12 protein-coding genes and 1 pseudogene are annotated in these 13,855 nt (G+C 69.3%); 11 read left to right on the top strand and 2 right to left on the bottom strand.

Annotation, left to right across the window (positions count from 1 at the left end):
* Positions 1 to 31 precede the first annotated feature (31 nt).
* Entirely contained in the window at positions 32 to 1,246 is a 1,215-nt protein-coding gene (locus OHA21_RS46760) for an MFS transporter (RefSeq protein WP_328466624.1), read from the bottom strand.
* Between the two features lie 75 nt (positions 1,247 to 1,321).
* Between OHA21_RS46760 and OHA21_RS46755 the strand changes: the two genes are divergently transcribed.
* From OHA21_RS46755 to OHA21_RS46745, 3 genes are all read left to right on the top strand, one after another.
* Complete coding sequence (locus OHA21_RS46755; RefSeq protein WP_328466622.1) at positions 1,322 to 3,601, top strand: dihydroxyacetone kinase subunit DhaK; 2,280 nt, start codon at positions 1,322 to 1,324, stop codon at positions 3,599 to 3,601.
* A gap of 250 nt (positions 3,602 to 3,851) precedes the next feature.
* Positions 3,852 to 4,130: a hypothetical protein gene (locus tag OHA21_RS46750; RefSeq protein WP_328466621.1), complete on the top strand. Its 279-nt coding sequence runs from the start codon at positions 3,852 to 3,854 to the stop codon at positions 4,128 to 4,130.
* Positions 4,131 to 4,619: 489 nt separating this feature from the next.
* Positions 4,620 to 5,078 (top strand): protein-tyrosine phosphatase family protein, encoded by a 459-nt coding sequence (locus OHA21_RS46745; RefSeq protein ID WP_328466620.1) that lies wholly within the window; start codon positions 4,620 to 4,622, stop codon positions 5,076 to 5,078.
* A gap of 103 nt (positions 5,079 to 5,181) precedes the next feature.
* Here the strand turns inward: OHA21_RS46745 and OHA21_RS52870 are convergent.
* A pseudogene (locus tag OHA21_RS52870) lies at positions 5,182 to 5,685 on the bottom strand (DUF6250 domain-containing protein); the annotation flags it as partial.
* A gap of 390 nt (positions 5,686 to 6,075) precedes the next feature.
* Between OHA21_RS52870 and urtA the strand changes: the two are divergent.
* The 8 genes from urtA to OHA21_RS46705 all read left to right on the top strand — a co-directional run bounded on the left by urtA (position 6,076) and on the right by OHA21_RS46705 (position 13,841).
* A complete protein-coding gene (gene urtA / locus OHA21_RS46740; RefSeq protein ID WP_328466618.1) occupies positions 6,076 to 7,341 on the top strand; it encodes an urea ABC transporter substrate-binding protein in 1,266 nt (421 codons plus the stop codon).
* 78 nt (positions 7,342 to 7,419) lie between these two features.
* Positions 7,420 to 8,304, top strand: coding sequence for an urea ABC transporter permease subunit UrtB (gene urtB / locus OHA21_RS46735; protein ID WP_328466617.1), 885 nt, complete (start codon positions 7,420 to 7,422; stop codon positions 8,302 to 8,304).
* Positions 8,301 to 9,404: an urea ABC transporter permease subunit UrtC gene (gene urtC, locus OHA21_RS46730; protein WP_328466616.1), complete on the top strand. Its 1,104-nt coding sequence runs from the start codon at positions 8,301 to 8,303 to the stop codon at positions 9,402 to 9,404. The genes urtB and urtC overlap by 4 nt, the downstream gene beginning before the upstream one ends.
* Complete coding sequence (urtD, locus tag OHA21_RS46725; RefSeq protein ID WP_328466615.1) at positions 9,401 to 10,204, top strand: urea ABC transporter ATP-binding protein UrtD; 804 nt, start codon at positions 9,401 to 9,403, stop codon at positions 10,202 to 10,204. The genes urtC and urtD overlap by 4 nt, the downstream gene beginning before the upstream one ends.
* A gap of 1 nt (position 10,205) precedes the next feature.
* Entirely contained in the window at positions 10,206 to 10,889 is a 684-nt protein-coding gene (locus OHA21_RS46720) for an ATP-binding cassette domain-containing protein (RefSeq protein ID WP_328466613.1), read from the top strand.
* A gap of 56 nt (positions 10,890 to 10,945) precedes the next feature.
* Complete coding sequence (locus OHA21_RS46715; protein WP_328466611.1) at positions 10,946 to 12,637, top strand: purine-cytosine permease family protein; 1,692 nt, start codon at positions 10,946 to 10,948, stop codon at positions 12,635 to 12,637.
* Entirely contained in the window at positions 12,637 to 13,257 is a 621-nt protein-coding gene (locus OHA21_RS46710) for a TetR/AcrR family transcriptional regulator (RefSeq protein ID WP_328466610.1), read from the top strand. Before OHA21_RS46715 ends, OHA21_RS46710 begins: the two co-directional genes overlap by 1 nt.
* Positions 13,254 to 13,841: a TetR/AcrR family transcriptional regulator gene (locus OHA21_RS46705; RefSeq protein WP_328466609.1), complete on the top strand. Its 588-nt coding sequence runs from the start codon at positions 13,254 to 13,256 to the stop codon at positions 13,839 to 13,841. Before OHA21_RS46710 ends, OHA21_RS46705 begins: the two co-directional genes overlap by 4 nt.
* Positions 13,842 to 13,855: the final 14 nt, after the last annotated feature.

Raw genomic sequence — 13,855 nt, 5'->3', positions numbered from 1 at the left:
GCGTCGCACGCTGAAGTCGAACATGGCGCGACTATAGCGTCTCGTCGTGCGCGATCCGGGTCATCTGCGGCCAGAGCAGCACCAGGAACACCACCGAACCGAGGAAGGCGAACCAGAACGGCGCGGTGATCCCGAAATGCGTGGCCAGCAACCCGCCGAACGCCGAACCCACCACCAGGCCGCCGTAGACGCAGATCGTGTTCACGCTGTCCACCCGGCCCTGCAGGTGGGCCGGCACGGCACGCTGCCGGACGGTCCGCGAGGTCGTGCCCCAGATGAACGCGTGCGCGCCGAACAGGAAGAAGGTCGGCAACGCCACCCACGGCGACGTCGTGGCGGCCAGAGCCAGGTGGGTGAGCGTCTCGATGATCAGACCGATGCGCATCAGATTGCCCAGGCTGACCCGGGCGGTGAGCCAGCCGTACAGGGCGGTCCCGAGCAGACCGCCGACCGCGGAGACCGTCGTGATGAGACCGAAACCGATCGCACCGAGGCCGAGCCGCTCACTCGCGTAGAGGACCAGCACCGACCAGGCGGCACCGAAGGTCAGATTGAAGATCAGAATCGTCAGGCAGAGCGTGCGTACGGCCGGATGCCGCACAGTCCACCGCAGTCCCTCGGAGATGTCCCGCCGCACCGAACGCTTCGGACCGGTGTCGCCGTGCGGCGGCAGCTCGACCCGGGAGACCAGCAGGATCCCGGCGCAGACCAGCACCGCCTCGGTGACCAGCGGCCAGACCCGCCCGGCCGCGAACAGGGCGGCGCCCACCGGCGGACCGGCGAGCTGGTTCAGCGTGATGAAACCCGTCTGCAGGCGGGCGTTGGCGATCAGCAGGTCGTCCCGGTTCACCAGCATCGGGGTGAGGGTCGCGGTGGCGTTGTCGGCGAACACCTGAGTGGTGGCCAGAAGACCGATTCCGATCAGCGCGGCCGGGACCGGTAGGTGGCCCGTGGCGAGCGCGGAGATCATCGCGATCAGGACGACGAGCCGGACGGCGTTGGCGATCTTGACGATTCGCCGCCGGTTGTGCCGGTCCGAGAGCGCGCCGGCGTACAGACCGCAGACCAGCGGCGGCGCCCAGCCCAGCAGGGCGGCGAGCGAGATCAGGAACGGGTCACCGGTGAGCGACGCGATCAGCAGCGGGCCGGCCGCCGCCGCGATGCCGTCACCGAGATTCGTCGTCCAGGACGAGGCGAGAAGCCACCGGAAGCCGATGCCGAGCCGGGCCGGAACGAGAGCACGCACAAGATGTGCACTCTACGTCGTGCGCTCTACGTCGAAACGTGTGTCGGTACCGGCCCGGACGGGCAAGAAGGACGGGTGCTCATCAACGACCTGGCCGACGTGGTCAGCGTGGCGCTGGACGGGGTGACCCGGACAGCGGACGGCGTGGCACGACTCGCCGGCTCACCGGCCACCGCGATCCGCAACGACGTGGCCGCGGCGCGGGCCGCCGGCCTGGTCGCCGTGATCTCCGGCGGCGGCGCCGGCCACGACCCCGCACACGCCGGCTACGTCGGCGCCGGCATGCTGACCGCGGCGGTCTCCGGCCCGCTGTTCATTCCACCCCCGGCCGAAACCGTCCTGGCCGCGATCCGGGCCAGTGCCTCTCCCGCCGGCGTGCTGCTGATCGTCCCGAACTATCCGGCGGACCGGCTGAACTTCGCCCTCGCCGCGGAACTGGCCCGGGCCGAAGGCATCCGAGTGGAGGTGGTCCCGGTCGGCGACGACGTGGCCCGCGGTCCCTCGGCCCGCCGCGGCCTGGCCGGAACCATCCTGGTCCAGAAGGTGGCCGGTGCGGCGGCCGCAGAGGGTCGCCCCCTCGCCGAGGTGGCAGCGCTGGCCCGCCGAGCCGCCGAAACGACCGGCACTATGGGCGTGGCCCTCGGCCCATGCACGGCCACCGCCGCGGGCAGCGGTCCGCCACCAGACCTCCCCGCCTCGAACGTCGCCACTCAGCCCGACGCCGCCCCCGAATCGGACCCCTCCGCCCGGCCGCGCCCTTCCCTCCCGGCAGACCACCCCACCCGGCCGGACCCTTCCGCCCAGCCAGGTCATAACGCTCAGCCAGACCTCCCCAGCCAGTCGGATTCTTCCGCCCAGCCAGGCGCTCCCATCCGGAACGACCTTGATCGCCGGCCAAGCGCTCCCAGTTCGAATGTCGGCCTCCCACCCCAAGCCGACCTCGACCACATATCAGAAATTTCCGATTCGTCGGCTGCCGCATACCTACCGGACTTCGCCGTCGCGCCGGACACCGCATTCCCACAGGACACCGCGCTCCCGCCGGACCTCGCCGCCGCGCCGGACACCGCACTTCCGCCGGACCTCGCCGCCTCCCTCGATGCGGCGTTCCTGTCGGACCTCGCCGAACTCCAGCGCCTGGATTCCGAGCTGAGCCCTGCCACCGATCCGAGCCCTTCCGATCAGCCCGCCTTCTCCCCCGCTCCGAGCACTTCCCCCGCTCCGAGCACCTCCCCCACGGAGGCGCAGCCATTCCCCACAGGGCAGCCGTTCCCGACAGGGCTCGCGTTCGCAAAAGGCGAGGCGGAGTGGGGCCCCGGCGCCAACGGCGAACCAGGAGTCGGACGCGGGCCGCTCGGCTCCCCCTTCGAGGTGGCCGCCCGCCTGATCTCAGCGATCGTCGAGGACCGCGGAATCGCCCCGAACGGCCAGGTGGCACTACTGGTCAACGGCCTCGGAGCCACCTCGCCCACGGAACTGTCCATCATGGCCGAAGGCGCCGTCCAGGCCCTGCACACCTGGGGCATGACGGCCACCCGGGTCTGGTCCGGCAACTTCCTCACCACGCTGGACATGGCCGGCGTATCCCTCACCCTGCTGCCACTCGACGACGACCTACTGGCAGCGCTGGACGCACCCACCACCGCACCAGCCTGGCCACGCAACGTCGCCCCAGCCGAGCCCGGCCTGGTCACCGCCGACCCCCACAGCAACGCAACGCAAGGCGAACTGGGACTCGATCATCCAATGCGACGCGCGCTTGAGGCGGTCGCCGAAGCCCTGATTTCCGTACGCGACGAGCTCACCACCCTCGACCGCGCAGCAGGTGACGGCGACCTGGGCGTAAGCCTGGCACTCGGCGCCGCGGCAGTCCTGGCCGAATGCCCCACCTACCCCGGCGCCGACGGGCCGGCCGCCGTCCTGCGCGCCGCTTCGGCCACAGTCCGCCGAAGCGTCACCGGCGTATCCGGCCCGCTCTACGCCATCCTGCTACTCCGCGCCGCAGCCGCCCTGCCCGCCGCTCCCGGCCCCCATGACTGGGCGGCAGCCCTCCGAGCCGGCCTCGACGGCGTCCGCGAAGCCGCCGACGCCGAACCAGGCGACCGCACCATGGTCGACGCCCTGGCCCCGGCCGCAGTAACTTTCGCCGACCACCTGGACGCCGGCCGCCCTTGGCCAGAAGCCCTGACCGCTGCAGTCGACGCCGCAACCACCGGCGCTGACGCCACCGTCGACCTGCCACCCCGCCTGGGCCGCGCCGGTCACCTGGGCATGCGAGTACTGGGCCACCCCGACCCCGGAGCCCAGGCCGTAGCAATCTGGCTACGAGCCGCGGCCACCGCCCTCCACCCGTAGCCACACCGTCGCGCCGCACGAGGGCAAACCTGGATTAGCCCGACATAACGCACTCACCAACCCACCCTCACTCGGCCGCCGACCAAATCCCCAAACGCCATGAGCCCGAACGACGGCCGCTGCCCCAACCCCCCAGCCGCCGCCCACACCCATCTTGATCGCCGTGAGGCGCCTGAGCGCCAGCGCAGCAGTCTCGGCCGGCACCCAGACATCCATCCTGGATGGCAAGAGGCACCTCAGGGGCAGCCGCGTGAAGATCGTCGATCTTGAACCCGCAACCACCTCCAAGCATGGCGAATCGCCCAAGATCGCCGCCGTGAAGCACCAGGCGCGGCGGCAGCCGCAGAGAGCTGTCAATCTTGGGCCCGCAACCACCCCCGAGCGTGGCAAATCGCCCAAGATCGCAGCGGGACGCGGCGACGGCGGTCCGGCTGGTCGTCAGTGCTGTTTGGACGCGCTGCAAACAGCACTGAGGGACAGCTGGTCAAGATCAACAGCGCCCGGCGAGCGGGACAGTGCTGCCACGTGATGCCGGGTTTGTGTTCGCGCGCGCGTCTTGGGCGGAGTGCGAGTGTCTGCAGAGGTCTTGTCGGCCGGGTCAGAGTCTGGGCCGGAGTTGGCGACAGCGCGAGCCGGCTGCCGGCTCGGGGTGCTCATCCGGATGGGCGCGGGCGACGCACGTTGACTGGCTTGGGCCGCTGGACCCGGATGGGCGCGGGGACGCACGGCGGCCCGGCTCGGGGCGCTGGTTCTGGACGGGCGGCGCACGGTGGCTGGCCGGGGTGCTGGGCTCTGGACGGGCGACGCACGGTGACTGGCCGGGGTGCTGGGCTCTGGACGGGCGACGCACGGTGGCTAGCCGGGGTGCTGGGCTCTGGACGGGCGACGCACGGTGACTGGCTCCGGGTGCTGGGTCTGGATGGGTGCGGGAGGCAGATGGCGGCTGGATCCGAGGTGGTGGATGCGGCGGGCGGTGGGTGGCGGGGTGGGAGCCGGCAGGGCGCGGGATGATCGGGTTATGGGTGAGGCGTGGAGCGAGGGTGACGCCGGGGTGGTGCGGCTGCCGTCGGGGCGGCTGGTGCGTGGGCGGGGGCTGCGGGAGGCTATGCCGTCGGGGCATCCGCCGCGGTTCGGGGTTTATCTGCTCGGGTCGGCGCCGCCTGAGTTCGGGTGGGTCAGCCGGTGGGTCAGGTGGCCGGATTTCTGGTTGCCGGCCGATTCGGCGTACGCGGAAGAGGTTTTGATCGAAGCCTGGCGGCGTGCTGAGGGTGAGCGGGTCGAGGTGGCCTGCGGGGGTGGGCGTGGGCGGACCGGGACCGCGCTGGCCTGCCTTGCCGTGCTGGATGGCGTGCCGCCGGGTGAGGCGGTGGCCTATGTTCGCCGGCATTACCACCCGCGGGCGGTGGAGACACCGTGGCAGCGGCGCTTCGTCGGGCGCTTCCCCGGGCCGATGAGCGAACCGGCCGGGGAAGCTTGACTGACCAGGGAGTGACCAGGCCGGGAACGAACCGGCCGCGCGGCGGGCCGGAGGCTCGGGCGGCGGGTGGTTTCCAGACGGTGAAGCCGGTGTGGAAGTGGCTGGCCACCGTGCGGAAGGCGAACCACCCGCTGGGATAAGGCGCCGGGTCGATGTAGTCGAAGACCAGCTGGTCGTCGCTGTAGTAGCGGATCTTCTGGCCGTCCACCGAGATGCGTACGCGGACCGGCTGGTTGGCCGCGATCAGCGGCTCTGTGTAGTCGTAGATCAAGGGCCGGTCGCCCACATAATTCCGGAAGCGCGTCGTGGTGTTGAGGCTGCGACGGTGCCGCCGCTGCGCAGTTCCACCGCCATCTGCCGCTGACGACCCGCCACAGGTTCCGGCCGTCGAGGGTGGTTGGGCTGGTCCAGGACGTACGACAGGCGGGACAGTCGCCGGGCCAGGCGTGGTGCACGTAGTAGTTCGGGGCCGGCAGCAGCGGGATGTCACCGGGCATGATCGCCGGACCGTTCGCCTTCTGCTCCTTGCCGCGAACCACCGCCCGGACGGTGTAGTCGCCGGTTTGCGCCGGCGCGGCAAGGAAGCCAGGTGAGACGGGTGCCTCATTCAGCTGCCCCGAATCGATCGACTCAACTCTCCTGAATGTCAGGAGTCTGCCATCGTCGTCGCGCCTTCACAGAAGATGGCAGAACTTTGACATCTCCCATCTCTGAAACTCCGCGCTTTTCCAGGTAATTCGCGTCCCCTCGATGCCGCGGCTACAGAGTTGGAACAGTCAGGAAATGTCAGAGTAATGACTCCAGGTCACTCTGCTTTCACCTGCAGCAGCCGGCTGCACCTTGCTAGCGAACACCCGCGGGTAGCTCGGATCGCCGGCGACTCGCCCTGGACAGCAACCTCCGCACGATCCGCGTGCCGCGCCCCCGGCGTCACGCACCTTGACCAGGAACGGAGTTCTCACATATGTCCACCACCAGCAAGCGGATACGCACGCTCATGGCTACGGGAGCCATCGGGACGACCATGGCCCTCGTGCTCGCCGGCTGTGGCGCCAAGGCCGGCGACGAAACGGCCGCCGGCGGGACTTCTCCGGCAGCCAGTTGCGTCGACACCTCCGGCAGCACCGTCAAGCTCGGCTTCCTCAACTCCCTTACCGGTGGCATGGCGATCTCCGAGAAGACCGTCTCCAACGTGCTGCACATGGCCGCCGACGAGATCAACGCCGGTGGCGGCATCCTCGGCAAGAAGATCGAGTACGTCCAGGAGGACGGCGCCACCGACTGGCCCACCTTTGCGGAGAAGACCGAGAAGCTGCTCACTCAGGACTGTGTCGCCGCAATCTTCGGCGGCTGGACCTCGTCCTCCCGCAAGGCCGTCAAGCCGGTCGTCGAGAAGAACAACGGCCTCTTCTTCTACCCGGTGCAGTACGAGGGCCTCGAATCCTCGCCGAACATCTACTACACCGGTGCGACCACCAACCAGCAGATCATCCCGGCGATGGACTTCCTCGCCTCCCAAGGGGTGAAGAAGCTGTTCCTCGCCGGCAGCGACTACGTCTTCCCGCGCACCGCGAACGCGATCATCAAGCTGTACGCGGCCAAGCTCGGTATCGAGATCGTCGGTGAGGAGTACGTACCGCTCGACAAGGACGACTGGACAAGCCAGGTGGCGAAGATCGTGGCGGCCAAGCCCGACTTCATCTTCAACACCATCAACGGATCGTCGAATGTGGGCTTCGTCAAGGCGTACTACGACGCCGGACTCACCGCCGCGACGACGCCGATCATCTCGGTGTCGATCGCCGAGGAAGAGGCGCCGGCGATGGGCCACGAGGTCACCGGCCAGTACGCGTCCTGGAACTACTTCCAGTCACTCAAGACCGACACCAACCCGAAGTTCATCGAGAGCTGGAAGGCCTACCCCAACAGCAGCGGTGTGACCTCCGACCCGATGGAGGCCGCGTACATCTCGATGTACCTCTACAAGGCCCTTGTCGAGGCGGCCGGCTCGTTCGACGTCGACGCGGTGAATGCCGCGGCGAAGAAGAACACCATCACGTTCGACGCGCCGGAGGGCAAGGTCACGCTCGACGGCGACAACCACCACATCTCCAAGCCCGGTCACATCGGCAAGATCAATTCCAGCAACCAGTTCGAGATCGTCTGGGCCTCCGACAAGTTCATCGAGCCCGACCCGTACCTCGAGGGCTACGACTGGTTCCCGGCGGACGTCCGCAAGCAGCTCGTCGACGCAGCGGGCTGATCGCCCGCAGGGGTCGCATGCCGCGGGCGGCATGCGACCCCTCCCCCTCCGTAGAGACGCTAGAGAGAGCGATTGCACGTGGACGCACTGATATCACCGCTGCTGAACGGCAGCGCACAGGGCGCGCTGCTCCTGCTCGCCGCGCTGGGCCTCTCGCTCACCTTCGGCCAGATGGGCGTGATCAACATGGCCCACGGCGAGTTCCTCATGATCGGCGCCTTCGCCGCCTACCTCGTCCAGCAGGTCATCACCGCAAGCGGCCTGTCGATCCCGGTCGCGCTGCCGGTGGCGTTCGTCGTCGCCGGCCTGTTCGGCCTCCTGCTGGAGGTCACCATCATCCAGTGGATGTACCGCAGGCCACTCGACACCCTGCTCGTCACGGTCGGCGTCGGCCTGATCCTGCAGCAGGCGGCACTGCAGATCTTCCCGTCCCAGGGCGTCCCGGTGGAGAAGCCCGGCTGGCTCGACGGGCAGATGAATGTCCTCGGCTACGACTGGCCGCTGCGGCAGGTGTTCACCATCGTGCTCGCGTCGGTCTGCGTCGCCGCGCTGTCGGCGTGGCTCAAGTACAGCCCGTTCGGCCGCCGCATCCGGGCGACAGTGCAGAACCGGGACCTCGCCGAGACCTCGGGGATCTCCACCCGCACCGTCGATCGCCTCACCTTCTTCACCGGGTCGGGCCTGGCCGGAGTCGCCGGCGTGGCCGCGTCGCTCATCGGCGGCACGAACTCCCAGATGGGCGCGCAGTACATCATCCCGGCCTTCCTCGTCGTCGCCGCCGGTGGCATCGGCCAGCTCAAGGGCACCATCATCGCCGCGTGGGCGGTGGGCGTGACCCTCTCGTTCTTCGCCTACTGGACGACCGGCAGCCTGGCGCAGGTGTTCGCCTTCATCCTCGTGATCGTCTTCCTTCAGCTGCGCCCGCAGGGCCTGTTCACGGTGCGAACCAGGAGTCTGGCATGACCAAGTCGAAGTCTTGGCTCTCTCTCAGTGGCATCGGGGTGCTCGCCCTCCTGCTCCTCGCGGTCGCTCCCCTCATGCTCACCGACCACTGGCTCAACAACCTCGGCAAGTACTGCTGCTGGGCGATCGCCGCGGTCGGCATCGGCCTGGCCTGGGGTCGGGGCGGAATGCTCGTGATGGGCCAGGGCGTGTTCTTCGCCCTCGGCGCGTACTCGATGGCCATGCACCTCACGCTGGAGACCGCCGGTGACCGGATCCCGGGGTTCATGGTGCTCTACGACCCGCTCGCGCCGCTCCCGATGTTCTGGGAGCCGTTCCGCAGCGCGGCGTTCACCCTGGCGGCGATCGTGGTGCTCCCGGTGATCGTGGCCGGCCTTCTCGGCTACGCGCTGTTCAAGCGCCGGGTGAAGGGCGCGTACTTCGCGATCCTGACGCAGGCGCTCGCCGTCGCACTGGCCGTCCTGATCAGCTCCACGATCCGCGAGACCGGCGGCGACACCGGGCTCAGCGACTTCAAGTACTTCTTCGGCTACGTGCTCAACGACCCGGCGAACAGGGTCATGGTGTACCTCATCGCGGCCGCGCTCCTCATCGTGTGCCTGCTCGCGGTCTGGCAGCTCTACCGCAGCCGCTTCGGCGAGCTCCTCGTCGCCACCCGGGACGCCGAGGAGCGCGTACGCTTCCTCGGCTACGACCCGGCCAACGTCAAGCTCGTCGCCTTCATCGTCTCCGCGCTGATGGCGAGCATCGGCGGAGCGATGTTCGTGCCGATCGTCGGCATCATCACTCCGGCCGAGATCGGCGCCGCCGCCTCGATCCTCATGATCGCGGGCGTCGCGTTCGGTGGCCGCGCGTCGCTCTTCGGCCCCGCGCTCGGCGCGATGGCCGTCGGATGGGGACAGTCGAGCCTCGGCTCGACCTGGCCCGAGGGCTGGACGTACATCCTCGGTCTGCTGTTCGTCGTCGTCATCCTCTTCCTGCCCAACGGGCTGTCGTCGCTGCCCGCCAAGTTCCTCGCAGCGCGCCGGAGCCCTGTCGAAGAGCCCGAGCCCGCACCGGCAGCCGCACCGGCGGCCGAGCTTGAGGAGGTGCGGTCGTGACCGGCGCATCGCTCGTTGTCACTGACCTCCAGGTCGAGTTCTCCGGCTTCGTCGCGGTCGGCGGCGTCTCCTTCGACGCGCATCCCGGGGAGGTCCGGTTCCTCATCGGTCCGAACGGCGCCGGCAAGACGACCTGCATCGACGCCATCACCGGGCTCACCAAGGGCACCGGGTCGGCGAAGCTCGGCGACAAGGAGCTGCTCGGCAAGCAGGTGCACAAGATCGTACGGCTCGGGGTCGGCCGTACCTTCCAGACCGCGAGCGTCTTCGACGAGCTCACGGTCCTGCAGAACCTCGACATCGCCGCCGGGCGGCACCGCCCGTCGACCTCGCTACTGCGGGCCCGGCGCGGCGTCGATCCGTCGATCGAGCAGGCGCTGGAGGAGACCGGGCTCACCGGCGAACTCGCCACGCCGGCCGGCATCCTGTCGCACGGCCAGAAGCAATGGCTGGAGATCGCGATGCTGCTCGTGCAGGACGCGAAGGTGCTGCTGCTCGACGAACCCGTCGCCGGCATGAGCCAGGACGAGCGCACCGCGACCGGCGAGCTTCTGCAGCGCATCGCGGCGAAGCGCATCGTGCTCGTGGTCGAGCACGACATGGACTTCATGCGCCGCTTCGCCACCCGCGTGACAGTGCTGCACCAGGGCAGGGTGCTCTCGCAGGGCACGGTGGCCGAGGTTCAGGCCGACCCCAAGGTGCAGCAGGTCTACCTCGGCACCGCGGGCGCCGCCACCACGGCCGCGATGTCGGTCGTGCTCGAACCGGCAGCCGTGACGCAGAACGCGAAGGAGGACTGACATGCTGCAGCTCACCGACATCGAGGCCGGCTATGGGCGCACGCGGGTGCTGCACGGCGTGACGGTGCCGACCGGCAAGGTGGTGGCCGTGCTCGGCCACAACGGCGCCGGCAAGACGACCCTGCTGCGTCTCGCGATCGGCCTCATCAAGCCGTCGAAAGGCCGGGTGCTCTTCGAGGGCGAGGACATCACGTCGCTCGCCCCCAACCAGCGCGTCGCTCGCGGCATGGCGTACGTGCCGCAGGGTCAGCAGGCGTTCAGCCAGCTCACGACGCTCGAGAATCTGCAGCTCGTCGCCGACGGGCGCCGGCGCGGCAGGGCCCTCATCGACGCGCAGCTGGCTCGCTTCCCCGCGCTGGAGAAGTTCGCCACCCGGAAGGCGGGCCTGCTCTCCGGGGGGCAGCGCCAGCAGCTCGCGATCGCCCGCGCCCTCATCACCGAGCCGAAGCTGCTCATCCTCGACGAGCCGACCGAGGGCATCCAGCCCACGATCGTCGCCGAGATCGAGCAGACCATCATGCAGCTGGCCGGCGAGGGCATCAACGTGCTGCTCGTCGAGCAGCACATCGGCTTCGCCCTGGAGGCCGCCGAGCGTTACGTCGTGCTCGCCTCGGGCTCCGTCACGCAGACCGGAGAGGGTGGCAAGGCAGCCACCTCCACCGTGCGAGCCGCCATGGCGATCTGAGCAGGCATGACTCACACTCGCAATGTCGTCGTAACACCGGACAGCAAATATGCCCTGTGTCGACGGACAACGCGCGCGCGGCCGCAGAGGACAGCCTCGAGGACTACGCCTTCCGCTATGTGCCGCGCACCTTCCGGCGATGGAGCGCGGCCTCCGTCGGTGCGACAGCCCTCGGGTCCATCGCGTTCCTCGCCGACTTCTCGATCGGCGCGAGCATCGGCATCGATCACGGCACCGCCAACGCCGTGCTCGGCATCGTGTTCGCGTCGGTCATCATCGTCATCGTGGGCGTGCCCGTCGCCTACTACGCCGCCCGCTACAACCTCGACCTCGACCTCATCGCCCGGGGCTCGGGGTTCGGCTACTACGGCTCCATCATCACGACCGTCATCTTCGCGGGCTTCACCTGCATCTTCTTCGCGCTGGAGGGCGCCATCATGGCGCAGGGGCTGCGGGTGGCGACGGGGATGCCGCTGTGGCTCGGCTATCTCATCTCGACCGTCGTCGTGATCCCGATCGTCATCTACGGCATGCGGGCGCTGGAGCGCCTGCAATTCTGGACCACGCCCCTGTGGCTCGCCCTCGCCCTGCTTCCGCTGCTGTGGATCGTCGTCTCCGACCCCGAGGCGGTGAGCGCCTTCACGTCGTTCACCGGCAACTCCGACGGCGCGGTCAGCTTCGGCGCCGTGGTCTCCAGCGCGGCCGTGTGCTTCGCCCTCACCCCGCAGCTGGCGGAGCAGATCGACTACCTCCGCGCCATGCCGCCGCGCACGCCGTCGAACGCCCGCTCATGGTGGATGTCGTTCTCGTTCGCCGGCCCGGGTTGGGTCGTCTTCAGCGGCACCAAGCAGGTGATCGGGGTGTTTCTCGCCGTGTACCTGCTCGTGCGGGTCGAACCCACGCTCGGGCATCAGGCGACCGAGCCGGTCAAGCAGTTCGTCGAGATGTACCGGACCCTCGTCCCCGACTGGCTCGCCATCGTTCTCGCCCTGGTGCTCATCGTGGTCGCGCAGGTGAAGATCAACGTGACGAACGCGTACTCGGGATCGCTCGCCTGGTCGAACGTCTTCACCCGGATGGCGAAGCACTACCCGGGCCGTACGATCTTCGTGCTGTTCAATCTCGTGATCGCCTACGTGCTCATGATGCTGGACGTCTTCACCCTCATCTCCTTCGTGTTGAGCCTCTACGCGAACGTCGTCATGGCGTGGCTGGTGACGATCGCCACCGATATCGCGATCAACAAGTGGGTGCTGCACGTCTCGCCGCGCTTTCCCGAGTTCCGCCGCGGCATGCTGCACGACTGGAACCCGGTCGGGCTCGTGTCGGTGGGGCTCGCCTCGGTGCTGTCGCTGCTCGCCTTCGCCGGGCTGTTCGGCGCCGCCGTCAAGCCGTTCTCGGTGCTCATCGCGATCGGCGTCGCGTTCGTGGCCACGCCGGTCACGGCCCTGGCCACGCGGGGGCGCTACTACCTGCGCCGCCGCTCGGACGGCATCGACTCCCCCCGGTTCGACGCGGACGGCAACCCGTCGGGCGAGCGGCTCCGCTGTCATGTCACCGGTTACACGTTCGAGCGGCCGGATATGCTGGCCTCGGCCGAGAGAGGACCGCACGGCGAGGTGCAGTACGTCTCGTCGCTGGCGCTCACGCTCGACGATTCCGATCGATACGTGCTCCCGCCGGAAGTCACCGGGCCACCGCGCTGGGCGGCCGCCCGCAGGGCATCCCGACGACGGGGGGAGACGTGATGGAGGAGCCGGTCGACACCGCGACCGCGATTCTCGCGAGCGCCGCGGTGCTGCTGCGCGAGCGCACGTTCGACGACATCTCCTATCGCGCCCTCGCTGACGAGGTCGGCATCTCGGAGCGCACGATCTACCGGCAGTACCCGACGCGTGCCCACCTGCTCGCCGCTCTCTCGAACTGGATCGAGCGGGCCTTCTTCCCGCTGCCGCCGTTCGTGACCGTGTCCGATTTCTGCGCCGCCGTGCACGAGCGCTTCCGCGCCTTCGACGCGTCGCCCGCGTTCGCGTACGTCGGCGCCCGGGCCTCCGCGATCTCGCCGACGCTCGACATCGAGCCCGCCTACATCACGCGGGCGATCGAGGCGATGCTCGACGTGGCGACGCCGACGCTCAACCGGCGGGATCGGCGGCGGGTCGCGGCGTCCCTGCGCTATTTCTCGTCGGCGATGTTCTGGGCCCGGCTGCGCACGGGCTTCGACATGGATGCCGGCGAGATCTGCGACGCGTTCGACCACGCCGTGGGCGCCGTGCTCGCCAGGCTGCCCGACGCGACGCGGGCGGAGTCTCTGCGCGACGCGACGCGGGCCGAGCCTCTGCCCGACGCGACGTGGGCGGAGCCGTGACCGGGCCGGCGGACGTCGCGGCGCTGAGCGGCACGCAGGCGGCGATCCTGGCCGCCTACGCCGAACTGATCGAGGAGCTCGGCAGCGACGACGTGTCCTACCGGGTCATCGCGCGCCGGGCGGGCATCGCCGAGCGCACCGTGTTCCGCAACTACCCCACCCGCGTCGACCTGCTGCTGGCGACCGCGGCGTGGATCGAGGCGACCCTGTTCGCCCGCGAGGAGTCGCACTCGATCTTCGACGTCCCCCTGGCGATCCGTGAGGCGATGCAGCGGTACGACGCTCGGCCGGAGCTCGCGCACGTCGTCGCCGAGACGGAGATGCGAGGCGTGAGCGGCGCGGCGCCGTCGCCCGGCCGGGCGCAGCTCGAACGGCTGCTGGACGCCGAGGTGCCGTCCCTCGACGCGGCACAGCGCAGGGCGATCATCGCGGCGCTGTCACACCTCGATTCCGTCGGGACCTGGGTGACGTTCCGCCGCGAGTTCGGTATGGATCCGCGTGACATCGCCGACGCCGCCGCGTGGGCCGCGGAGGCGGTGCTCGACGGCATCCGCGACCGCGTCACCCCGGAACGCGACGGATAGACGGTCTGGCGACC

The sequence above is a fragment of the Actinoplanes sp. NBC_00393 genome, assembly GCF_036053395.1.
Classification (GTDB): Bacteria; Actinomycetota; Actinomycetes; order Mycobacteriales; family Micromonosporaceae; genus Actinoplanes.
The sequence above is the reverse complement of the archived record's forward strand: the minus strand, read 5'-3'. Positions and strand labels throughout refer to the sequence as shown.

Bases quoted from the DNA above. Each gene is read 5' to 3' on its own strand.
- OHA21_RS46745 (WP_328466620.1), top strand. From the start codon at position 4,620: ATGGGTGAGGCGTGGAGCGAGGGTGACGCCGGGGTGGTGCGGCTGCCG.
- urtA (WP_328466618.1), top strand. From the start codon at position 6,076: ATGGCTACGGGAGCCATCGGGACGACCATGGCCCTCGTGCTCGCCGGC.
- urtC (WP_328466616.1), top strand. From the start codon at position 8,301: ATGACCAAGTCGAAGTCTTGGCTCTCTCTCAGTGGCATCGGGGTGCTC.
- OHA21_RS46720 (WP_328466613.1), top strand. From the start codon at position 10,206: ATGCTGCAGCTCACCGACATCGAGGCCGGCTATGGGCGCACGCGGGTG.
- OHA21_RS46710 (WP_328466610.1), top strand. From the start codon at position 12,637: ATGGAGGAGCCGGTCGACACCGCGACCGCGATTCTCGCGAGCGCCGCG.